The sequence below is a fragment of the Staphylococcus sp. FSL K6-0223 genome (assembly GCF_038008285.1).
This window is the reverse complement of sequence record NZ_JBBOYX010000001.1, coordinates 292,137-314,972: the sequence shown is the minus strand read 5'-3', so window position 1 is coordinate 314,972 and position 22,836 is coordinate 292,137. Positions and strand designations below refer to the sequence as shown.

General features: G+C 30.2%; 21 protein-coding genes and 2 riboswitches. Of the genes, 3 read left to right on the top strand and 18 right to left on the bottom strand.

All coding sequences use genetic code 11. The annotated features are described in order from the left end of the window. Window positions 1-10: 10 nt before the first annotated feature. The 4 genes from MHI13_RS01480 to MHI13_RS01465 all read right to left on the bottom strand — a co-directional run bounded on the left by MHI13_RS01480 (window position 11) and on the right by MHI13_RS01465 (window position 4,943). Window positions 11-766 (bottom strand): zinc-ribbon domain-containing protein, encoded by a 756-nt coding sequence (locus MHI13_RS01480; protein ID WP_186363336.1) that lies wholly within the window; start codon window positions 764-766, stop codon window positions 11-13. Between the two features lie 189 nt (window positions 767-955). Then, on the bottom strand, window positions 956-2,062 hold the full coding sequence (locus tag MHI13_RS01475) for a 5,10-methylene-tetrahydrofolate dehydrogenase (protein WP_070548525.1): 1,107 nt from the start codon (window positions 2,060-2,062) through the stop codon (window positions 956-958). Further along, window positions 2,059-3,261: a 5,10-methylene-tetrahydrofolate dehydrogenase gene (locus MHI13_RS01470; RefSeq protein ID WP_054105914.1), complete on the bottom strand. Its 1,203-nt coding sequence runs from the start codon at window positions 3,259-3,261 to the stop codon at window positions 2,059-2,061. The genes MHI13_RS01475 and MHI13_RS01470 overlap by 4 nt, the downstream gene beginning before the upstream one ends. Window positions 3,262-3,350: 89 nt before the next feature. Further along, window positions 3,351-4,943, bottom strand: coding sequence for a solute:sodium symporter family transporter (locus MHI13_RS01465; protein WP_054105915.1), 1,593 nt, complete (start codon window positions 4,941-4,943; stop codon window positions 3,351-3,353). A 276-nt stretch (window positions 4,944-5,219) separates the two neighbouring features. Then, window positions 5,220-5,321: riboswitch (TPP riboswitch) on the top strand. Window positions 5,322-5,444: 123 nt separating this feature from the next. On the opposite strand from MHI13_RS01465, the gene MHI13_RS01460 reads away from it, so the two are divergent. Both MHI13_RS01460 and MHI13_RS01455 read left to right on the top strand, forming a co-directional pair. After that, on the top strand, window positions 5,445-6,194 hold the full coding sequence (locus tag MHI13_RS01460) for a 3-oxoacyl-ACP reductase (protein ID WP_054105916.1): 750 nt from the start codon (window positions 5,445-5,447) through the stop codon (window positions 6,192-6,194). Window positions 6,195-6,257: 63 nt separating this feature from the next. Then, window positions 6,258-7,550: an LLM class flavin-dependent oxidoreductase gene (locus MHI13_RS01455; protein ID WP_054105917.1), complete on the top strand. Its 1,293-nt coding sequence runs from the start codon at window positions 6,258-6,260 to the stop codon at window positions 7,548-7,550. A gap of 95 nt (window positions 7,551-7,645) precedes the next feature. On the opposite strand, the gene MHI13_RS01450 is transcribed toward MHI13_RS01455, so the two are convergent. The 7 genes from MHI13_RS01450 to MHI13_RS01420 all read right to left on the bottom strand — a co-directional run bounded on the left by MHI13_RS01450 (window position 7,646) and on the right by MHI13_RS01420 (window position 13,432). Further along, entirely contained in the window at window positions 7,646-8,410 is a 765-nt protein-coding gene (locus MHI13_RS01450; protein WP_070519038.1) for a DUF4064 domain-containing protein, read from the bottom strand. Window positions 8,411-8,502: 92 nt separating this feature from the next. Next, a complete protein-coding gene (locus MHI13_RS01445) occupies window positions 8,503-10,458 on the bottom strand; it encodes an FtsX-like permease family protein (protein ID WP_054105919.1) in 1,956 nt (651 codons plus the stop codon). A 1-nt stretch (window position 10,459) separates the two neighbouring features. Next, window positions 10,460-11,209 (bottom strand): ABC transporter ATP-binding protein, encoded by a 750-nt coding sequence (locus MHI13_RS01440; protein ID WP_002488212.1) that lies wholly within the window; start codon window positions 11,207-11,209, stop codon window positions 10,460-10,462. Window positions 11,210-11,340: 131 nt separating this feature from the next. Continuing rightward, a complete protein-coding gene (locus MHI13_RS01435; RefSeq protein WP_054105920.1) occupies window positions 11,341-12,237 on the bottom strand; it encodes a sensor histidine kinase in 897 nt (298 codons plus the stop codon). A gap of 5 nt (window positions 12,238-12,242) precedes the next feature. Beyond that, window positions 12,243-12,908: a response regulator transcription factor gene (locus MHI13_RS01430; protein WP_002454771.1), complete on the bottom strand. Its 666-nt coding sequence runs from the start codon at window positions 12,906-12,908 to the stop codon at window positions 12,243-12,245. A gap of 12 nt (window positions 12,909-12,920) precedes the next feature. After that, window positions 12,921-13,088 carry a hypothetical protein gene (locus MHI13_RS01425; protein WP_002488268.1) on the bottom strand — a complete coding sequence of 56 codons (168 nt, stop codon included), beginning with the start codon at window positions 13,086-13,088 and terminating at the stop codon, window positions 12,921-12,923. 170 nt (window positions 13,089-13,258) lie between these two features. Continuing rightward, window positions 13,259-13,432: a hypothetical protein gene (locus MHI13_RS01420; protein WP_176743953.1), complete on the bottom strand. Its 174-nt coding sequence runs from the start codon at window positions 13,430-13,432 to the stop codon at window positions 13,259-13,261. A 71-nt stretch (window positions 13,433-13,503) separates the two neighbouring features. After that, window positions 13,504-13,605, bottom strand: a riboswitch (SAM riboswitch). Between the two features lie 208 nt (window positions 13,606-13,813). Here MHI13_RS01420 and MHI13_RS01415 point away from each other — a divergent pair. After that, the gene (locus tag MHI13_RS01415; protein ID WP_054105921.1) at window positions 13,814-15,289 is read left to right on the top strand and encodes an alkaline phosphatase; all 1,476 of its coding nucleotides are present in this window, start codon (window positions 13,814-13,816) and stop codon (window positions 15,287-15,289) included. 107 nt (window positions 15,290-15,396) lie between these two features. Here the strand turns inward: MHI13_RS01415 and MHI13_RS01410 are convergent, their stop codons facing one another. From MHI13_RS01410 to MHI13_RS01380, 7 genes are read right to left on the bottom strand one after another with little or no spacing between them, the layout of a single operon-like run. Beyond that, entirely contained in the window at window positions 15,397-16,341 is a 945-nt protein-coding gene (locus MHI13_RS01410) for an LCP family protein (RefSeq protein ID WP_054105922.1), read from the bottom strand. Beyond that, window positions 16,328-17,542 carry an O-antigen ligase family protein gene (locus tag MHI13_RS01405; RefSeq protein ID WP_054105923.1) on the bottom strand — a complete coding sequence of 405 codons (1,215 nt, stop codon included), beginning with the start codon at window positions 17,540-17,542 and terminating at the stop codon, window positions 16,328-16,330. Before MHI13_RS01405 ends, MHI13_RS01410 begins: the two co-directional genes overlap by 14 nt. Before the next feature lies 1 nt (window position 17,543). Continuing rightward, a complete protein-coding gene (locus MHI13_RS01400; protein WP_054105924.1) occupies window positions 17,544-18,752 on the bottom strand; it encodes a lipopolysaccharide biosynthesis protein in 1,209 nt (402 codons plus the stop codon). Then, window positions 18,745-19,839 (bottom strand): glycosyltransferase, encoded by a 1,095-nt coding sequence (locus MHI13_RS01395; protein ID WP_070519033.1) that lies wholly within the window; start codon window positions 19,837-19,839, stop codon window positions 18,745-18,747. The genes MHI13_RS01400 and MHI13_RS01395 overlap by 8 nt, the downstream gene beginning before the upstream one ends. A gap of 32 nt (window positions 19,840-19,871) precedes the next feature. Next, window positions 19,872-21,119 carry a glycosyltransferase family 4 protein gene (locus MHI13_RS01390; protein ID WP_054105666.1) on the bottom strand — a complete coding sequence of 416 codons (1,248 nt, stop codon included), beginning with the start codon at window positions 21,117-21,119 and terminating at the stop codon, window positions 19,872-19,874. 13 nt (window positions 21,120-21,132) lie between these two features. Then, entirely contained in the window at window positions 21,133-22,320 is a 1,188-nt protein-coding gene (locus tag MHI13_RS01385) for an ATP-grasp domain-containing protein (protein WP_054105667.1), read from the bottom strand. 13 nt (window positions 22,321-22,333) lie between these two features. Beyond that, the gene (locus MHI13_RS01380; protein WP_054105668.1) at window positions 22,334-22,834 is read right to left on the bottom strand and encodes a GNAT family N-acetyltransferase; all 501 of its coding nucleotides are present in this window, start codon (window positions 22,832-22,834) and stop codon (window positions 22,334-22,336) included. Window positions 22,835-22,836: the final 2 nt, after the last annotated feature.

Genomic DNA, 22,836 nt, shown 5'->3' with positions numbered 1-22,836 from the left:
ATATCTGTTTTTATCTTTCAGCTAAGCACTGAATTTTTGCAATATGATTGCCATCAATATCAACTGCAACTAAATATCCGTTACTTTTATCATTGTTATAAATAATTTCAGTAGGTGTATAACTATCATATGAATAATAGCGACTTAAAAAATCATCTGCTTTTACATTATCTGGGCTTACGCCTACTGCTATTACCTTACCTTCTTCATTATTAGGGCTATAATCTACTGTAATATTTCCATATTTCGTTGATTTCCATTTGAACCCTGGCACTTCCAATATGCCTGTAGGTTTACCTATTAATTTTTCAACTTCATTTTTTGTCATACCTACCTTAATACCATAATAGCCGTCTCTACAATCACTCTTTAAATATGTATTTTCAAAATCTTCGGACATCACATCAATATTTGGAGACTTCATACGTATCTCTTTATCATTTTTTTGTTTAGATTTTTTCTCTCCTTGTCTCACTGTCTTTTTGATGTCTTCTTTAGTTTTATGATGTGTGCTTGTCACTTCCTCACTCTTTACCATTTCTGGTTTCACAAAAAAGAAATAGTATGTTAAACCTCCAGAAATTAAAATAGCTACTATAAGTATTACGAATAAAATATATGGCCACCTTTTGTTTTTTTGAGATGCCGCACTTTCATATAATTGATTCTCTCTATATTGTTTAAAAACTTTTAAATCACTACCACATTTATTACAAAATGATTGACCTTCTTTAATTTGATTTCCACATTGTGGACAAAATTTCATGATGTTACCTACTTTCTTTCTTATGATGCACATAATTCTGTTCGTGTTGTAGGTTGTCTGTGTCTTAGTTTAATCCATTCACACTTATATTTATTCATTATTTTAAATGACTTTAAAGATGTTTTCTATAAATTTATTATATTATATAAAAAAATAATAATGAAGTGTTTCTCACTTCATTATTACTAATTAGTTATTCTTTTCATAACGTACTTTTTGACGGTAACCATATGTGCTTTCTTTAATTAATTGATCATTAAGCAAACCTGCACCTATTGCTCCTGCAACAGTAGATATTGAGGTTGCAAACCAAGGAATACTTAAATAAAGTTGAACACTGGCTGGTCCTTTTAAACCTACTTGTTGTCCTAAGAATCCTGGAGGTAATAACACAAGCTCTGCTATTAAGAATAATAAATATAAAATCATATAATATATAACAATGGCTATCAATAAAGTCATGATGGTTGTTAAATTATATAACATTACAATTCTTTTATGCTTAGCTTTTTTTGTAGATTCCCATAGACCATGGGAGACCATTATCCAAACGAGCATACCTAAAATTGCCATGATGGAAATTCCAAATAATCGCCATACAGAAAAATCAAGCCCCATATTCCACATGGTTGAAAAAATCAATCCGAATGCGCCTGTCGTAAAAGCAATCGCTACAATATTACTTAAACTTGCCATCATATTCAGTGGGTTATTCGCAAAGGTCATCCCACTGACAAGTCGTATCATTCCAAGACTGCGTGAATTTGATAAATATCTTAAATGATTGTTTCCTGTTTCTTTTAAATGTACTTCTGTTTTCTCAATACGTGAAAAAGGAAATTGTTTATTGATTTCTTCCTTAACCCTATTATTGTCATCATAACCTATATGCGCTCTTTCAGAATAATGAAGTTCATTAATAATGGTTACGATAGCATGTTTAAAGCGATTCTTTACAGGACGCCATCCAAATGCAGGATATGAAAATATTGCAGCGCCATTTTTTTTATTAATATCTAAAGCAAGTACGTTTTGATGATAGAACATAGGTAAGTCTGTAATTCCTACAACATAATCCCATTCTCTTTTATTATGATAATCTTGAATTTTTTTGAATATTTCTTCCACACTTTCCGCAAAACCAGTAAGAGGATCCACCACGAGATCAACTTTCCAGTCACGTTGATGATTATCTTGTTCTGATAATATATTGGGTATGTCATTAATTAAACTTTGTGCTAATTTCTCTGTCACTCCTGGCGCCACAACGAGACCAATTAATTTTTCTTCACTCATGTTGTTTCCTCCTCTCTATGATCTTGTTTTTTATGTTCATCTTGTTGATTATCATTATTTTGTTTATTGGATGCACTTTCTTCAACTTGTTGATTTGATGCATCATGAGAAGATGATTGAGCTTGTTCTTTTTCTTTCTTCTCTTGTTCTGCTTCTTTATAACGATGATATTGTCGATACGAATAAGTAATCTGACGGATTTTCTCTTCATTCTCTACAGTAGACCCCATTGCCCCAGCAAGTAAACCTAGTGAAGATACAAACCATACTAATTTTACATAATTTATAAACGTAAAATGAGGATGTGCACTAGTCCATTGATTAAATAAACTTGGTGGAACAAATAATGATACACTTATCGCTAATAAAAGATATAAAATAATATAATTTAAAAGTGTAATAATAAATAATGTGAATATGGTAGTGAAATTATAAATATAGCGATACACACGCTGCGATTTAGCTGTTTTACGTTCAATCAATTGATGTGCATAGAGTAACCAGCCTGTCATACCTAGGATAGCAATAAGCATAAGTATAATAAATCTTACTATAGAGTACTGTATACTCAGCTCCCAAGGCATGGAGAAAATCGATACATAAGTCCCAGTTGCAAAAGCAACTGAAATAATCTTTTTGAAATTAAAAATATTTTTCCATGGTTCATTTGCACGTGTTAACCCTAAAATAAGTTGAATCCAACTGAGAATAAACCATCGATGAATATAACGTTGCTTTGGCGTTTCATCTTCATTTGGTTCTACTGCTTTAGGATGTATAAGCGGATGAATCTTGGGAGCTACTCTTGAAGTTGAATAATACAATTGTTCAATAATAGAAGTTAAACTATTTCTTAATTTTCGTCGTAGATTGATCCAACCTAATGAAGGTAAAGATAGCATCGCTACTTGTTTATCATTATTAAAATCACTAATAACTACTTTATTTCCAGAAATACTTGGTAAATCTGTAATACATACAACAAAATCCCAATCATGTTTATCTTTCATTTTTGCTGCTTTATCAATGCTTTCGTGTACATCTTCAGCTGAACCAATCATTAAATCAACGTGTAGTTGAAATACCCATTCTTGTTGATCATTCACACGTTGATTCAGCTGTTCTTTTATATCTGGAATAACAGCTTCTACATGTTTACGAGATACACCAGGTGAAGGTATCAAACCGATTTTGTGCATTGTGTTATCCTCCTTTCTTTATAGATATATAAAGTGAGGTGTACGTCAAAAAGTCTACTCTTTTCAAACATACACCTATTTATAAATGATTATTTAGCAAGTACAAGTGGTGAAAAAATAATATATACAAGTACGACTAGTCCTAGAACAATACCTCCTGCAACATAACGATATTTCCAAGGTGTCAGATCTACTTTAGCTTTATTAGTATTTAAATCAAATGTATTGGAAGGTTTAAATTTATTAAAGACAAGTATAATTGCTAAATCAATAAAGAACATAAAACTAAAAGTATATAAATAATTTAATTGTGGTACCATAAAACTAATTGCAGCATATAACACAATGTGTGTAACTAAAGCTACTTTAGCGCCTAGTTTAGATGTATGCTTAGAATAAAATGCAACTAAGACCAGTGCAAGTACCGGCATACTATATACACCATTGAACTGTTGCACAATCGCATATAATCCACTTGGGAAAAGTGCAATAAGTGGAGATATACCTACTACAATAACACCAATCACAACTGTCGCGATATGCCCGACACGTGCAATATGTTGATCCGAAGCACGCTTACCAAAAATAGGTTTATAAAAGTCTAAAGTAAAGAGTGTTGTTGTACTGTTTAATGATCCAACAAATGAACTTAATATAGCTCCAAAAATAACTGCCCCGAATAGACCATAACCCCAATCAGGTAAAATCGCCTGAATCAATGCAGGATATGCATTATCATTAGATGTTATACCTCCGTTGAAATAATTATATGCAATAACACCAGGAATCACCGTAAAAATAGGACCAAATACTTTAAATAAACTTAAATATATCGCACCTTTTTGTGATTCTTTTAAATTCTTACCAGCTAAGGCTTTTTGTACAATCATTTGGTTCGCACACCAAAAGAATAAATTATTAAAGAACATACCAAAGAATAATGTTGGCCATGGAACAACATCTGAATCAATGGCCCCAAAAGCGTTTAGTTTTTCAGGCGTACGTTGGACCATGTGGTCGAATCCTTTTACAAAATTCCCATCACCTAAATGATGTAAACCTAAAATTGTAATAATCAAACCACCTATAATTAATCCGACACCATAGATTGAATCACTAAATGCGCTCAGTGACAAACCACCGATAAATAAATAGATAACACCTACTGCACCAATGACAAATGCAATAATAATCGTTGCTGTGGCATCACTTACTCCTAAGTATTCCCCAATACTAAACATTTTATTAAATACTAATGAACCAGAATATAAGACAACTGGTAAAAATGATACAACATAAGTGAAAATAAACAATATAGAAACGAAGCGTTTAGTAAAGGTACCATAACGCATTTCAAGTAATTCAGAAATGGTATCCACACCGTACCTTAAATATTTGGGTAAGAATATCCATGCAAGTAAGACAACGGCTACAGCAGCTGTGACTTCCCAAGCCATAACTTCCATACCCTTGCCATAACTTTGACCATTCTGTCCTACAATTTGTTCTGTAGATAGGTTGGTCATAATAATTGTTGAGGCAATCGTAAATCCTGTTAAACTATTGCCTCCCATAAAATAGCCACCTGCACTATCAGTCTTTATTTTCCTTGAACGCCAAAATGCATAAAGGCTGACTCCAATAACAACGGCTAAAAATAAAATAATTGCTAACCAATTCATAATAAATGTCGATCTCCTTATTTTTTAAAATAAAAAAACGTTAAACTTTCATTTAACGTTGGATAACTAATCTATTCTATGATGTACATGTCTTGTGCCTTATTTATTTTAAACACAGAATATCTAATTTTCAATTATCATATTTAAATTTATTATATAAATAAATTATATAAAATATTATCTTTAAATTTGATGATATTTTTTATGTTGTTGAATATTATATGGAAGCGCTTGACTTCTCATAATAGAAGTCATAAAGTGAAACTATAGTTAAATCATATGCACTAGGGGTGTTTTAAAACTGAGATGAGGTGTAACCTCAAACCCTTTGAACCTGAACTAGCTTATACTAGCGTAGGAAAGTGTCGTATAAAATAAGATGACCTGTTGAGATGTGTCAAACTGTTCTCAATAATGATATATCTATTTTAATGCAACTTTCCTAATGTGAAGGTTGCATATTTTTTTGCTGTAAATGAAGTAAATGGAGGCACGATATTTATGACGAGAACAGTATTAGTAACTGGAAGTAGCCGTGGTTTAGGAGCGGTCATTGCAAAAACATTAGCTAAACAAGGATTTGAAGTTATCATTAATTACAATCAAAGTCGTGAAGCAGCTGAACAATTAGCACATGAGATTGGTGAAAACGCCATTGCTTTACAAGCAGATGTCACACAACGTGACGAAGTCGATCGTTTAGTTAATGAGGCAACACATCATTTTGGAAAAATTGACGTTGTTGTCAATAATGCATTAGTTAATTTTAAATTTGATCCAAATGCGCAAAAGGCATTTAAAGACTTATCATGGGAAGACTACCAACAACAAATTGATGGTACACTAAAAGGCGCTTTTAATGTTACTCAAAGTGTCATTCCACAATTTATAGAGCGTGGTTCTGGCACCATTGTAAGTATTGGCACAAACTTATATCAACATCCTGTTGTACCATATCATGAATACACAACAGCTAAAGCTGGGTTGATTGGGTTCACACGTAATATTGCAGCCGAATTAGGGCAATATGGTATTACTGCTAATGTAGTGTCAGGCGGATTGCTTAAAACAACTGATGCTAGTGCTGTCACTACACCAGACGTTTTTGATTTAATTGCACAGACGACTCCATTACGTAAAGTGACTACCCCACAAGATGTTGCTAATATGGTCGCTTATTTAAGTAGCGAAGCAGCAGATGGTATGACTGGTCAAAATATTACTGTCGATGGTGGTTTAACCATGAATTAATATATAACTGGTCTTCCTTATCTTAGAATAGAAATAAAATAAACATTGGAGTGAGAAATTAAATTGACTCATCAACATCAACTTCATCTCGGCGTATTAATCTATGGATGTGGTCATCATCAAGCTGCTTGGCAACTTCCCAATTCAAGTATTGAACGTATCGGTGATATTCAATACTATCAAGAATTAGCTCAGTTATCTGAAAAAGGGTTGTTAGATGTAGTCTTTTTCGCAGATAATCAGTCTTTTATTCCTAGCTATACTTCTATGCCAAGTTTTTGGTTTGATCCACTGATTAACTTAACTGCTATATCTCAAGTCACACAACATGTTGGATTAGTTCCTACCATTTCAAGTACATTTTCTAATCCATTCACTGCAGCACGTCAGTTACTTAGTTTAGAACATATTAGTGGTGGACGAGTGGGATGGAATTTAGTCACTTCCATGACAGATGCCGAAGCTCAAAATCACAGCATGGAACATCTACCCAATCATGATGAACGCTATAAAAAAGCTGAAGAGTTTGCTCAAGTCATGAATGGATTGTTTGATTCTTGGCATACTGAAGATTTCAAACCCAATCGGCATCATCATACAATGATAAATCGCAATATCAAACCGCTTCACCACAATGGCAAATATTTTCAAGTTGATGGACCATTAACAACACCAAGTAGCATTCAGGGAAAACCTGTGGCCATGCAAGCAGGTGCATCTAAACAAGGTATTGCATTAGCTACAAAATATGCAGATGCAGTATATTCTGTTTCTTGGAATATGAAGCAAGCAAAACGGTATCGCGAGCGCTTAGATAGTGAAATGGCACAACGTGACCATCAGCGTTATATTAAAGTCTTTCCTGGACTAGTCACTTATGTAGGTCATACACATGAAGAAGCATTGAAAAAGAAAGCAGAACTTGATCAACGACTTCCTATCAAAGCCGCTTTAAAGCAACTCAGTTTTTTCATTCAACAAGACTGTAGTCAGTGGGAATTAGATGCTCCTGTGCCTAAACTACCTTCTTTAGAAGAGTTTAACGGTCCCGTCGGTCGATATGAAACCATCTTAGAAATTATTCAAGATAAGCAACCTACTGTCAGAGAACTGCTAAGTTACCTTAATGCGGGGGGTGGACATCTGACACTCATAGGTACGCCAAAAGAAATTGTAGATGAAATGGAACGCTGGTTTAATGCAGGTGTTGCAGATGGATTTAACTTAATGCCACCTTCTTTACCAGATAGTTTAAACGACGTAGTTACACTCATTGTACCTGAATTACAACGTCGTGGCTTATATCGACATCAGTATAAAGGTTCTACACTAAGAGAACACTTAGATTTAGTTTAAGGTCTAATATATTTTATCCAAACCATATAGTAGAAATTAACGTAAAAAGCGATGGTATTAACTTAGGAATACCATCGCTTTTATATATCATATTATTAATATTTGTATGGATCGTTATCTTTTTCTTCTTGAAGCTTTCTTGCTTCATCTTGAATAAAATCATTACTTCGTTTATTCGTTTTATGATTTGAATAACGTTGATCACGATAGTCGTCATCATTTGAATCATTTACGTGTGTATCGTGGTATCTTTCATTATTATTGTCCGCTGCTTGATCTTTATTTGAATAATGATCTTTAATATAACGTTGTTGTTGTCTTTCTTCTTCTTCATTCAAAATGAATGCATTATTATTTGCATTTACATCATGATGGTCTCTTCTGTAATGATCATTATAACCGCCATTGCCATACATGTCATGCTTAGGTTTACGAACAAGTAACATAATACCAGCAATTAACCATAAAATTAAACTAATCCAGTTTGTAGCAATCGCTAAAATACCTGCAATAATTAATAAGATACCTGCAAGTTTAGGTTTTTTATTAATTAAAATACCGCCAATAATTGCAAGAATTAATGGGATGAACGCACCCCATGTAAAGAAATTAAATAAACCACCTAATGCATCCATACCATTATTTATTTCTGTTATAGAAACCTGATTGTCTTGTTTTTGAGCTTCATTAATAATTTGTTCTTTAAAATCAGCATTACCAATAAAGGGTTTAATCATTAAAAATATAATTGCAACTAATGCTTGAATCGCAACACCTATCCAAGTAAGAACGTGTTCCCCTGTACGTTTAATGTTATTGTTACTATTTCTATTTGTTGTATCATCATATTGTTTTACCATTATTCCGCCTCCTTTTTTTATCCTTATACCCTACTGCCTAAAGTCTTACACTCATTTATATATAAGAATGAGGATTTCTTTTTACTAATATATCAACGATGAATGAGACGATAATATACACGAGACGTCATTACATACATCAAAGCATAGATTATCATTACAAACACTAAGACACCGATATAAGTTGTTAAAAATAATTTTATATCATTAACATCTAAAATACCAAGCAAAGTATAAATCATTTTAGAAGCACATAGTACATGTATCATAGATATTATAATAGGTAAAGTAAAAATAATAACTACTTGGTCATTAATAACCGATTTAATTCGTTCTCCTTCTAAACCTACTTGACGCATAATTCGATAGTTTTTTCGATCTTCATATCCCTCAGCAATATTTTTGTAATACATCATCGTAAATGTACCAATCATTAAGACTAAAGAAACAATAGTTCCAACAAAAATCAGACCGCCATAAATATCAAACATTTCCTTATTTAATTCATCTTTATTATCAATTTGAATATCATATTGTTTCATCAATTTAGACTTAATATGATCTATGGACTGTGTATCTTGTGTTTTAAGATTAAAAGCAATGTATGAGTTAATATTTGCTGTTGTTTGATAATAATGAATCAATTGACGTTGTTGATTTACATTATGAGTAACAAGTGTGACTCCACCTGGAACTGGAAATGAAAAATGATCACCTTTTAACTGATTTGTTTTAAATGTTTGATTCATTAATTTGATATGGTCTAATTTTTGAAACATGAAATGATTCGCTAATATTCCCATTTCATTATGTTTCAGTCGCAGGTGCGTATGATTGATTGTATTGTAATCTTTCTGATTCATTACAATTAAATATATACTATCTAAATCCAATGGACTGTTTTCATTATCTCGCTTTACAAATGAACCCTTCTTATAAGTGACTGCAACACTTCCACTTGTATATTCTCTGAAAGCATCAACATCAGCATGTCTCTTAATCTCATTTTCTAGCTGACGTACTTTGTGTTTGCTCGTAGTACTATGATGCACATCTCCACTCAATTCAATACGATATTGTGTTGGCATTAAATGATTCGCACGTTGGTCTACACTACGATATGTAGCAACGCTCATTCCTAGAGTCACAATAAGAAAAGTACATAGCATGGTTAAACTAGCCAAACCAATAGAATTAGAATTCATTCTTGAACTTAAACCAGAAATAGTAAAAAAATATTTAGGTCGATAATAAACACTCGGAATCTTTTGAAGCCAATCTATCACTAAAACACTCAATGATATAAATAAGCAATACGTTCCTATTGTCACTAAAATAAGAGCAATAAAAATATTACGTAGAGAAACCAAAATGAGTGTATCTTTTAAGGCAATCATATAACTGTCAACAACAGTTATGATTCCAACAATCAATAAGATATAGAGTAAAGGTTTGGGCCATTGTTTTTCCGTTGGATGTTGCTGCTGTATTAACTTAATAGGACTTTGAAAAGTGATTTTTATATTATTAACAATAAATAAAAATAGCATCATTATTGCTAACATCAACAAGGTGTATCTCATTGCACTTATATCAAATGGATATTTTTTTAAAGAGACCTGCGTATAACCTAATATTCTATTTAACGACATATAAGTTAATGCACCAAATAAATAACCACCTATAATACTCAGACACCCAATGATAATATATTGATATATTCCTTCTATAAACAGCATTAACCTAAAATGCTTTTTTTCCATACCCAAAATCATATTCATGGCCAGCTCTTTTTGACGACGTCGCATAATAAAACGATTAGCATAAAGAATAAAAAGGAGGCCAAATAGACACATAAAAAAATTTCCTATACTAATAAAAACCGGAATTACATCACTATGCTTATGAATCGAAGTATTCATGTTTAAGGATAATAAAATAAATTCAATACCAAATAATGTACTGATGACTAGAATAAATGGAATTATAATATGACGCTGTGTCTTAAAATTCTGAATGACTAACGTCCAAACCAAGCGAAAAGTCATTTTAATCACCACTTTCGTGAAGCATTGCTAAACTATCAGCAATACGTTTTTGAAACTCTGATTGTAGTTCCTCCCCTCGATAAATTTCATGATATAAACGGCCATCTTTAATGAACAAAATACGTTTGGCATAGGAAGCATCCACAGCCGAATGTGTCACCATTAAAATGGTTTGCTCATTTTTATTAATATCTCTAAATAGTTCCATAATCGTTTTAGATGTTTTAGAATCAAGTGCACCTGTAGGCTCATCTGCGAGTAACAAATCTGGTTCATTAATCAGTGCTCGACAGATAGCCACGCGTTGTTGTTCTCCTCCTGATATTTCAAAAGGATATTTATTAAGAAGTGGTTCAATATGTAACTGATAACTTAAGCGATAAAGACGATGACGCATCGTTTGATGTGAGCGATTCGCAAGTACAAGTGGCATTAAGATATTATCTTTATTTGTCATCGTCGGTAAAATGTTAAAATCCTGAAAAACAAAACCTAAATGGTCTCGACGGAAATAAGCGATTTCTTTATTACGCAATTGACGGATATTTTGCGCGTCAATCGTTATCGTACCTTCAGTAGCTTTATCATAAGTTGCAATTAAATTAAGTAAAGTGGACTTCCCAGATCCAGATTCACCCATAATCGCTACAAATTCACCCCTATCCACATTAAATGACATGCCATTTAATGCGGTAGTAGCATTCAGGCCTCTTCCAAATATTTTTTTTACATTATTCACGTCTAACAACATGATATCCATGCTTCCTTTCTTTTCATTGAACTCTTTAATTTATCCCTTACTTCTATCATAAAACAAAAAGAAACCAGTAACATTAATCATTTCTTAAAAATGTTACTACCTATCCTTACATTATTGAAAGTTTAATTATTTTCTGGGAAATGTATGTCAAATGTAGTTCCTTCATGGAGCGTTGAAGATACTTCTACTTTATGATGTAAATGTGCCGATATATGTTTAACAATAAATAATCCGATGCCACTTGAATGTTGATGAAGTCTTCCGTTATAGCCTGAGTACCCTTTATCGAAAATTTTGGGAAGATCGGCTTTACTAATGCCTACACCGTTATCTCGTATAGATAGCACATGATTTTCGTTGTTAAACGTAATCCAAATATCTTTACCTCTTGCATATTTCAAAGCATTATTAAGAATTTGTTCTATCATGATCGTACACCATTGAACATCAGTCAGCACTTCATCTTCACAGCGTGTGTAATGAATGTTTGTTTTTTGGTCGATAAATTGAATCGAATATTTCATAATAAGCGGTTTAACGAGATCGTTAATGGTCACTTTTGAAAAGGACATATCCGTTTCTTGATTCATCAATTTTAAATAGCTGAGTGCAAGACTCGTATAGTTATCAATTTGTATAATTTCTTGACGCACGCGATTCACTACATTATCTTCATTTCTTTCTAAAAGGAGTTTTGAAGCGGTAATAGGTGTCTTCATTTGATGCACCCATGTTAGAAAATAGTTCTCAACGTTGACTTGATATGCAGCTTGTTCATTTTTTACACGTTGTAATTCATCTTCTAAGTGAGCAACTTCTTCTTTTAAAGACATTGCTTCTTGAAAGCCACTAAGTTGAATCAACCAAAAAATAATCATTATGAAAAGAATAATTGCCATACCTAGAAAGAATGCGTTGAAAGGCAAATTAAAAAGAAAAAAAATCACCAAAAAAAGTAATAGAAATAATGCTACTATCATCATTTGATGACGTATCGATTTTATAAATGCTTTTAACATCATATTTACACCTTATATCCTACATTTTTCTTTGTCTCAATGAAATCAACAATACCGATAGATTGCAGTTTTTTACGTAGGCGTGTCATATTTACTGCTAACGTATTATCATCAATAAAATTCTCCGATTCCCAACATTTTTCAATAATTGCTGTACGATTGACATATTTTCCTTCATTTTGAAATAATTTATTCAAAATTTGTAGTTCAGTAAACGAAAGTTGTACAGAGTCATTGTTGTAGTATAGTGTGGCTTCATCAACAACGAGCTTACACCCTTTAACAGTCATCTCATTATTTGAAACCGTTAAATCATATGTTCTACGAAGCAATGCTTGAATTTTCGCTATAGTAAGTGACAAATTAAATGGCTTTTCAATAAAGTCATCTCCACCCATTTGAATTGCCATAATTTGATCCATATTATCAGTACGCGAACTAATGAAAATAATTGGGACATTAGATACTTTACGTATCTCTTGGCACCAATGATAACCATTAAATGTAGGTAAATTAATATCTAATAACACAAGTTCAGGTTCTGCAGTTTTAAATTCTTCAAGAATATTATCAAACTGCTTAGCAATACTCACTTCATAGTTCCAATGTGAGAGTTCATTCCCTAGACTTTCTGCAATGACGACATCATCTTCGACAATCAATACTTTCATTTTTTTCATCCTTTATTTTGCGTCATGATCATTATTGTCATTAGGATTAGACATTTTATTTTTTTCTTGTTCAAATTTATTTTCTTTATGTTTTGTTTTTTTCTTACGTTTTCTTTCTTCCATAATAGATAATGCGATAAATACAACTATCAGTAAAGGAGATAACATTACGAATATCATTATTGATTCACCTCTATATATTTATTAATGACATGATTTCTTTAACTTTATTTTAACGCTTTTTCTTTAAATTGAATATATTCGAGATTAACTGTTTCATAAAAAAGTAAAAGGAGCGAGATTCGAATTCATTTTGAATACGCCGTCTCACTCCCATGCTTCTTTTACTTTTAATCTTCTTTATTTAAAATATGCTTTCTAATATCTTCTATGGTGATCGCTTCTTTAATTTGTCTTTTGATATCATTGATTTTTGCTGTTCTTCTCATACTTCCTGCCCAACTTTTAGGACTATGCTGTTCCCAATCATCTAATTCTTTAAATAGTTCTTGTAATGTTGTCATATGTTTACCACCTTTTTTTAATTTGGGTAAATAAAATAGCCCTCCTTAAATAAGAAGCGCTTGTCGACATCTTCTTATCTTTCAGGAAAATCCTGTTGGATGTAGCACCTCACGCAAAGCGCAGTTGCTGAAGTTTCATAGGGCCAATTCCCTCCACTTACTCTTAATAAGATCAAACTATTTTATTTAATACTATTATAGCATACATTTTCAATTCTTTATATTAAATTGATTTATTAAATCATAGAATATGATAAGTTAATAGTTTTTTACAATACCTTAAACTAAAGTTTACTAAATACTTACTTCAAATCAAATAAAGTTTCTTAATATAAAGATGTAAGTAATCTATATTTTACATATTAGGGGGCTTTTTTAATAATGAGTTTCATCAATAAATTTGGAAAAACCACAGTAGCAACTTCAATTCTAGCTGCTTCAGTATTAGGTACAACACATGTGTCATTCGCATCTGGTGCTGGACAAGGTGCTCAAGATCAACAAGGTCAAAATGGCGATTACATGGCCATCGGTAACACTAAAAATCCTAAAAATGTGATTTTCATGGTTGGAGATGGTATGGGTCCTTCTTATAATTCAGCTTACCGTTATTATGCAGATAATCCTAATACCAAAGAATTAGATCAAACTGCTTTTGATAAATATTTAAAAGGGACTAACCGTACTAACCCTAATGATCCTAAAGAAAATGTCACTGACTCAGCTGCAGGTGGTACAGCTTTCGCTACAGGTCATAAAACATATAATGGTTCAATCTCTGTAGATAATGATAAAAAACCTTTAAAATCAGTATTAGAATATGCTAAAGAACAAGGTAAATCAACTGGTTTAGTGACAACAGCAGAAGTCACTGATGCAACCCCAGCTGTGTATGCGGCACATGTAGATGATCGTGATAAAAAAGATGACATTGCACAACAATTTTATAATGATAAAATTAATGGCCAACATAAAGTAGACGTTATCTTAGGTGGGGGCTCTAAATACTTCGGTAAAGAAAATGGTCATTTAACTGAGAAATTCCAAAAAGATGGTTACGACTATGTAACCAATAAAACTGACTTAGCTAACTCTAAAAATGATCAAGTATTAGGTTTATTTGCTGAAAAAAATATGCCGTTACAAATTGATGCACCACAACAAAATCCATTATTAGCAGATATGGAAGACAGTGCATTATCTAAATTAGAAAAAAATGATAAAGGATTCTTCTTAATGGTAGAAGGCGCTTCAATTGATAAATCTGGTCATCCTAATGATATCACTGGTGTCATGTCAGAAATGAGCGGCTTCGATAAAGCATTCCAAAACGCTATCGACTATGCGAAAAATCATAAAGATACATTAGTTGTCGCAACTGCTGACCACTCAACTGGTGGTTTATCCATCGCTAAAGGTAAAGATTATGTATGGAATCCAGACGCTATTCATAAAATGAAACATTCTGGCAGTTACATGACTGAACAAATTGCTAAAGGTAAAGACCCTGAAACAGTAATCAATGAAGGTTATGGTGTCGACTTCCCTAAAAAACAATTAGATAAAGTTAAAGATGCAGCGAAAGAATTAAAAGACGTTAAAGATAAAGCTAAAAATGACGATGATCCAAAAATTGCAGAAGCAACAACTCAATTACAAGATGCAATTCAAAAACCAATTAACGATGCATCTCATACTGGTTGGACAACATATGGTCACACTGGTGAAGATGTAAATACTTATGCATATGGTCCAGGTGCTGATAAATTCCGTGGTAACATTGATAACACAGATAGTGCAAAAAACATCTTCGACTTCTTTGGTCAAGATGTCACGTCTAACCAAAATCAACAATAGTATTGAGTTCATAGATAAGACGCTCTCTATAATTGAAGCGTGTCTTGTTTTATGGTCAAAAAAGCACTTTAGCAAGTAAAAAACTGCTAAAGTGCTTTTTTACATCATTAGTTCATTTCTAAATTATCTTTAATTTTTTGTTTTACTTCGTTTAAGCTATCTTTATTGGGATAGAAATAGTACAATCCGTCGTCACCTTTGTCATCTTGACCATCAATGATTAAACGTTCTACATTATTATCAGCTTTATTATAATCAGATCTAAATTTATTTAATTCGATAAAACTTAAATCTGTTCTTAAATTATCTTGTGCTGCTTTAAATATACTGTTTAATTTTGTTACTGAATTCATTGAGAACGCTTCTTTAGCAACTGAAGTAATGACTTGTTGTTGACGTAATTGACGTCCACCATCACCGCCAGCGCCTTCTTCTTTACGCGCACGCATGTATGCTAAAGCTTGCTTACCATCCATGTGATATTGCTTACCTTTTTCGAAATGAAACGGTGTAGTTGATTTTGTCGTAAACGTTGCATCACTTGTGATATCCACGCCACCGATTTCATCTACAACGGTTTTTACCCCATCCATATTTATTGCAATATAGTGATCAACAGGTACATCCATTAATTTTTCAAGCGAATTCACTGCCATTTTAGGGCCACCATACGCATAAGCATGATTGATTTTCTCCGTTGAATCGTGACCCACAATTTCAGTTCTCGTATCACGTGGTACACTTACCATGACTGTCTTGTTATCTTTTGGATTAATCGACATGAGTACAATCGAATCACTACGCTGTCCTAAATTTTCTTGATGACGTTGTGCATCATCATCAATACCATATAACACAACGGTCATTGGATCGCCATCTTTTAAATTTTTTTGTCTTAGTTGTGAGTGATCTCTATCTAATGGTTCTTTAATTGAATTGTTCAACGAATGGAATTTTAAGAAAGTTAAAACAACTAAACATATTATTATTACTAAAAATATAATCAAGATAGTAAGAATAATCTTAAATATAGGCGATTTATTTTTCATTATTTATAACCTCTTTTTTATTTTTATCATTACTTTTGCTCGTAGTAACACCTACACCTGTTGCTATAACTAACCATTGCAATAATCCTATAGAAAGTTGATTTTGTACTAATGTGATTTCAAAAAGTTGATGAGCTAATATCGCAATAAAAGCTGCAGCAGACAATTTTACTAATCTATTCGAACCTTTACTTACGTAAGACATGAATATTGTAAATAATATCAATATAAATATTAGTAAACCTAAATAACCGATCTGAAGTGCCATATTAATATATAGATTATGAGATGAAGCCTCTCTGCCAATCACATCAGTTGCTACTGTATTTGGACCAAAACCAAAAATTGGCCTTAAATCTATAAGGTTATTTAATCTTCCCCATATATCAGCTCGTCCAGACATTATACTCTTACCAGTATGTTCTAACATCCATGCTTCTAATTTTCCATATTGACTCCAATTTGGCAACTTAGGGTATACGAACACAATTGAACCAAATGAAACAATAATAAGTATAAATAAAAAAATACTTAATCCTTTATTTTTAACTATTGTATTCCAAATAAAATAGATTATTGCTCCAATAAATATAGATAATAACACTGATCTTGTGTCACTTGCTAATAATATAACCAATGCAATTAATAGAAATATATAAGGAATAAGTCTTTTTTTAGTAGTAAATATTCTTAATAATATAAAATAAATAGCTATAAACATAAAAGGTCCCAAGATATTTGAATTAGGATAAATACTTGAAAATTCTCTTCCAAATCCTTTCGCTATCCATACTAAAAAGTGAAACAATACAAATACAATACTAATTCTATAAATTAGAAGAATTACCTTATTATTCCATTCACTATTTGAGAAATATAAATATACTCCTATACAAGCTACAAATTCAAATGTATTGGTAATCCCTTTATTTCCTAAGCCATTTTGAGAAGAAACTATTGATACAATAATATAAATAACCATTAGAAATAATATAATAATATCAGAAATTTTTATATAACGTTTATATAAAATTCTTAGAAAATAAAAGATATTAGTAAAAGCAATGACTAAACTCAAAGCTAAAATACCTATTTTAGAACCGTTAGCATTCAAAGATCCAATTAATAGAAGAATAAATAACAAACTAAGTATCCAATTATTTAGTGACTGATTTTTTATTTTTTTTGAATTATCTTCTCCCACACTAATTTCTTCCTTTCTTCATTGAGATACTTATTACTAATGAATTTGTAGTTAATAACTTAAGTAACATCGATATTATAGTGGACCAACAAAAGCCATAAATCCCATATATATAACTCCCATAGAAAGCTAATAAGATATAAATCAAAGCATATCCTAATTGTATATAAAGAATTATTTTAGAGTTGATCATTCTCATTGAAAAAGGGTGAAAAATACTAATAAATATCTGTAACAGACAAATTAGAACTACTAAATTAATAATTAAATACACTTTTTCAAAATAATTATGATATAAAATATAAACAACTAACAATGATGAATACTTAACTATGAAAAACATAGGTATACTTACAATAATAATCCCTATATTTATTTGAATAAATCTTTTTAAATTTTTATTTCCATTATCTACTGTTAAATATGAAAGAATTACATTGTTAATCGGGGTTGTCACTAATCCAATCATTTTACTAGCTGTTGAAGCTATAAAATAAACATTGACTAATACTGGTCCAATGATGGGTAATAAAATGAAACGATCTAGATAATTTAAAATGTTAATAACAATATTAATAAACGAAAAATTTAAGTAATCTTTTAAAATATTTTTGTTTTCAGATTGAAAACTGCTTCTCTTTAAACTAAAATACTTCAAAAAAACTGTTTTTCTTAATAAATAAATTAATCCAAATACTTCTCCTAATAAAAAAACAACTGAGTATAACTTAATAAATAAAAAGATGATGATTCCAATAATATATCCTATTAACACACTTAAATTAACAAATAAAATGTTTTTATAGTTTAAATTTTCACGAAAATATACATTTAAATAATATCGTGATGTTAGTAGTAAAGAAAAAATAATCATCAATAATATATTTAAGTTAAAAGTTTTACTATAAAATACACATATAATAGTAAAGACTATTATATTTATTATTAATATAGCTATAAAGTATTTCGAAAAAACATTTTCTCTATCTTTATAATCAAATCCTTCTCTATGTAACAATCTGACATTATTTAAAGTATTACCTAAACTAGTAGCTATTACTATAGCTATCCCATACAAAACTATTAGTAATGCAAATTCTTTACTATTTGCTACTCTACTAATAATAGGAAATGCAATTAACTGTATTGCAACAACTACTAAAAGATTAGAGATAATATTTAATGATGAATCTTTTAAAAATTTATTCATTTTTTACACCTAAATATAATTTATCATATAGTTTTCCAATTCTAATCCAATTAAATTCTTGTAAGAAGTTTTTATCTTTCAAATTATTTTGAATTGACTCATAATTTTTGATTATATATTCTAAACCATTAATAATACTATTAACATCTTCAGGATTAACTGATTTTCCATATTTATTATCATCAAAATATTTATCTATTCCTTCATTTCTAGTATAAAGAATAGGTAAATTTTGACTTAAAGCCTCTACATAGACTAATCCAAAAGTTTCTTTAAAAGAAGGCATAGCAAAAACATGGAAATCATTCATAAGATTAATTAACTCATGTTTACTTTTAGTTCCTAAATATTTGAATTTATAGTTCTCTTTTAATTTATTATAATAATCTTTATTAATTATTTTTCCTACTACAGTCAATTCAATATTATCCATATTATTTATCGCTTTTAATAAATTATGAAGGTTTTTATCTTTATATATTCTAGCTATAAATAATACCTTCACTTTATTTTCTACGATAGTTTTAGATTGTATATTTGGATTATCAATCCACAATTGGTCTATACCATTTGGTATTATTAATGAATTATTTAACTTAGATTTAAGTTTTTCATTATCTTTATATATTGATAAAAGTTTCTTTCTATAAGAATGATTTGGAAATATGACTTGTTTCGAATGTAATATTGTTTTTAAGTATAAATTTTTTAAATGTTTTTTATATTTTAAACTATAATTTATATCTGTATTTCTTATTGTTAGAATATAAGGAGTTTTATATTTTTTATAAATTTTTAATGCTAATATACCATCATTAGTCAAAGTATGGGCATGAATTAAATTTAAATCTTCTAATAAAATATTTTTTTTAAGATATTTAAATGATTTATCTAATCTCTTAAAACTTAAAATAGAATCAGTTTTATTAATAAATACAGGTTTTAATACTTTATATTTTGTTTTATTCTCTTTTTTATTTCTTAAAGGATTATAAATAATATGTTCAAAATTGGAAGACATTTCATTAAGCTGATTTTCATATAATTTTGAGTATAAAAAATTAGAATTCAAATGTAATATTTGCATCTTTTTCACCTAACAATTTTGTTTTTATTTCTTTAATCTTTTGTTTTAAAACGCACTGCAATTTCTTCTAAATATTTTTCGAAATTATTATAAACGTTTTCTGCATTAAATGAATGTTCAAATAAATTTCTTGCATTTTTAGCATGTTGTTTTTGTAGTGTTTTAGATTCATAATAATTTTCTATTAATTTTATAAGTTTTTCTGTGGAGTCATATTCAAAACCGCAATTATTTTCATTTAATAAATCTGACATAATTCCTGGAACGGAAACTAAAATTGGAAGAGAAGCAGACAAATATTCACCAAATTTATTTGGAGCATTTAATCTAAAGTTCATACTATTTTTATATGGTGCGATTCCCACATTAGAGGTAGCTATTAAAGAAGCTATTTCGTCTTTACCAACCCATCCTGGAATAATTACATTATTATTATTGTTATATTTTTCAACAAAATAATTATATTTTTCACCAGTACCACATAATACAAATTTAATTTCTTTATTTTGTAATTTATCTATAGCCCCTTCTAAAGTTTCTAAATCAAATTGTTTACCAAAATTACCTACAAATGTCACTATAAAATCATCTTCGTTAAGATGATACTCTCCCCAAAACTCATTAAATCTTTTTTTGTAACTTTCTAAATCAAATTTCGGATAGGCAGTGTGGAATGGTATATCATATTTTCTCTCATTAAGATCACTTATTTTTAAACCGTAATTTACAAACCCTTTTGTTACACCTGTTATTGCTGTTGTATTATTAAGAACTTTTTTAAGATTCTTTTTAGAGTTATTAACTAATAACTTTACTAAAAAGTGAGATGCTCTCGGTGTAACTTCGTAATAAATTTCTGGCCATAAATCTCTAATATCAATAATAAATGGTATATTATTTTTTTTAGAATACTCTTTAACATTTTGAGCAACTTCGATAGGAGACATTGTGCAAAGTATTAAATCTGGATTTTCTAATGCATTAGCATAATGTTTGAATTTTTTTCCAAAAGCTTTAAAATGCATGAATCTAGCTAAAGAAACATTTTTCTTATATCCTTTTGTAGATAAGAGTAATAATTTAGATCTAGTATATAAGTTTTTCACTTCATCTTCTTTCGATCTAAAATTTTTATTATAATGATCAAAGTTAGACGAAAACCAAATTACTTTATGCCCTTGTTGATCTAATATTCTAGTTAAATTCCCCATTCTTCTCAACCTAACGTTATTATTATCAGTAGGCAGAGGTTCTCCATCTGAAACTATCCAAATGTTCATTTTATAACCACCTTTAAGATTCTATTTCTATTTCAATATTTTTTATTAGTTTTTTACAAAGATTTAGGGCTTCCTTCGAATTGTTAGCTTGACAAATAATATATCCTATTCTACTTGTGCTACTATCTGCTAATCCTAATTCATCTCCAATGTTTGCAGATAAAGCTACTTCAATAACTTGTGGATGGTTTTTAACACTATCTGGGATAATAGCTTTTTTTAATACTCCTGGACGACTTTGTATAAAATGAACAGCACTTCCTTTATTAAGTATATTGTTCATACTAGGTAAAGGTTCATTCACACTTTGTTTTAAATGTGCTTCTAAAATGTCTATGCCAGTTGCATATTTTACTAAGTGACTTGTAATAAAATCTCCACCAAGTCTCGCTCCGACTTCAACAACTTTGGGTCCATCTTTTGTTACCATGATTTCTGTGTGTGAAGGCCCTGTTTCAATGTTTAAAGCTTTGTTAGCCGCTATTGCTAATTGACTTATTTTAGTTTTAATATCTTTATCCTTAGTACTTTGAATTTTATGAGCATTTTCAATAAAGTGTGGAGCACCTGTCGTAATTTTATCAGTAATAGCTACTACTTTAGTTTCTCCTTTACTTGTTAAAGTTTCTACTGAAACCTCTTCTCCTTGCATATATTCTTCAACTAGTATAGTTCTATTTCTAGAGTTTTCAGTTGCATGTTTATAAGCTTTATCAATATCTTTTTCATTTTCTAATAAAAAGATTCCTCTACTACCAGAAGAATCTACAGGCTTAATAATTTTTTTACCTTTTATATTTTTTAGTGCTTTTTTATAATCTTCTTTATTATTAACTAAAAAATATTTAGGTATGGCCACATTTTCTTTATTCAATGCCTCTCTCATTTTAAATTTGTCTGTTGCTTTAATAGCAGTATCATAACTTATTGTATTTAAATTAAGTTTTTCACCAATATAAGCAATTGATCTCATTGGCATATCCGTAGCAGCAGTAACTATGCCATCCGGTTTTTCTAATTCAGCTACTTTTAACAAAGCTTCAGTATCAATTGTACTAACTACATATTTTTTATCTGCAAATTCAAAACCCTCTGCATTAGGATTCATATCGGCCACAATAGTATAATAACCTAATTGTTTTGCTGTTTTTATCAAAGGAACTTGTAAAAAACTTGCACCTAGAATGATAACTTTTTTCATATTTAAAACCTCATCATTCATTAATTTTAGACATTATAATTTTGTCATAATATTTTCCATCTTGAAATTTACTTTGTCTTAAAATACCATCTTTCTTGAAACCTAATTTTTCATACGTTTTTATTGCACCTTTGTTATATGAAAATACTTCTAAATATAACATATGTAAATTAATTTTATTAAAAGCAAATTCTATTAATAACTTAAGAGCTTGAGTGCCATACCCTTTTCCCCAATACTCTAAATTGCCTATATATATAAACAATTCAGAGTTTCGATTAACCCAATCTAAATTTTTAAAACCTATAACTCCAATTGGGATTTCATTATCTATCTCAATAATAAATAGTCTGTTATCTTTTTCTAACATTCGATTTTCAAACCAATTTTCATGTTCTAATTCTGTTATAGGATAAACTGTACCAATTAAATATCTCAGTTTATCGTTTTTCATCCATTCTAAGATTAGGTTGCTGTCACTCTTTTTTAAAGCTCTTAAATTAATTTGAGACATTT

Excerpts from the sequence above, each read along its gene's own strand:
- MHI13_RS01445 (WP_054105919.1), bottom strand. The coding sequence starts at position 10,458 with ATGACTTTTCGCTTGGTTTGGACGTTAGTCATTCAGAATTTTAAGACA.
- MHI13_RS01440 (WP_002488212.1), bottom strand. The coding sequence starts at position 11,209 with ATGTTGTTAGACGTGAATAATGTAAAAAAAATATTTGGAAGAGGCCTG.
- MHI13_RS01390 (WP_054105666.1), bottom strand. The coding sequence starts at position 21,119 with ATGAACATTTGGATAGTTTCAGATGGAGAACCTCTGCCTACTGATAAT.
- MHI13_RS01400 (WP_054105924.1), bottom strand. The coding sequence starts at position 18,752 with ATGAATAAATTTTTAAAAGATTCATCATTAAATATTATCTCTAATCTT.
- MHI13_RS01465 (WP_054105915.1), bottom strand. The coding sequence starts at position 4,943 with ATGAATTGGTTAGCAATTATTTTATTTTTAGCCGTTGTTATTGGAGTC.
- MHI13_RS01460 (WP_054105916.1), top strand. The coding sequence starts at position 5,445 with ATGACGAGAACAGTATTAGTAACTGGAAGTAGCCGTGGTTTAGGAGCG.
- MHI13_RS01415 (WP_054105921.1), top strand. The coding sequence starts at position 13,814 with ATGAGTTTCATCAATAAATTTGGAAAAACCACAGTAGCAACTTCAATT.
- MHI13_RS01475 (WP_070548525.1), bottom strand. The coding sequence starts at position 2,062 with ATGAGTGAAGAAAAATTAATTGGTCTCGTTGTGGCGCCAGGAGTGACA.
- MHI13_RS01430 (WP_002454771.1), bottom strand. The coding sequence starts at position 12,908 with ATGAAAGTATTGATTGTCGAAGATGATGTCGTCATTGCAGAAAGTCTA.
- MHI13_RS01380 (WP_054105668.1), bottom strand. The coding sequence starts at position 22,834 with ATGTCTCAAATTAATTTAAGAGCTTTAAAAAAGAGTGACAGCAACCTA.
- MHI13_RS01425 (WP_002488268.1), bottom strand. The coding sequence starts at position 13,088 with ATGATATTCGTAATGTTATCTCCTTTACTGATAGTTGTATTTATCGCA.
- MHI13_RS01385 (WP_054105667.1), bottom strand. The coding sequence starts at position 22,320 with ATGAAAAAAGTTATCATTCTAGGTGCAAGTTTTTTACAAGTTCCTTTG.
- MHI13_RS01470 (WP_054105914.1), bottom strand. The coding sequence starts at position 3,261 with ATGCACAAAATCGGTTTGATACCTTCACCTGGTGTATCTCGTAAACAT.
- MHI13_RS01450 (WP_070519038.1), bottom strand. The coding sequence starts at position 8,410 with ATGGTAAAACAATATGATGATACAACAAATAGAAATAGTAACAATAAC.
- MHI13_RS01480 (WP_186363336.1), bottom strand. The coding sequence starts at position 766 with ATGAAATTTTGTCCACAATGTGGAAATCAAATTAAAGAAGGTCAATCA.
- MHI13_RS01395 (WP_070519033.1), bottom strand. The coding sequence starts at position 19,839 with ATGCAAATATTACATTTGAATTCTAATTTTTTATACTCAAAATTATAT.
- MHI13_RS01435 (WP_054105920.1), bottom strand. The coding sequence starts at position 12,237 with ATGTTAAAAGCATTTATAAAATCGATACGTCATCAAATGATGATAGTA.
- MHI13_RS01420 (WP_176743953.1), bottom strand. The coding sequence starts at position 13,432 with ATGACAACATTACAAGAACTATTTAAAGAATTAGATGATTGGGAACAG.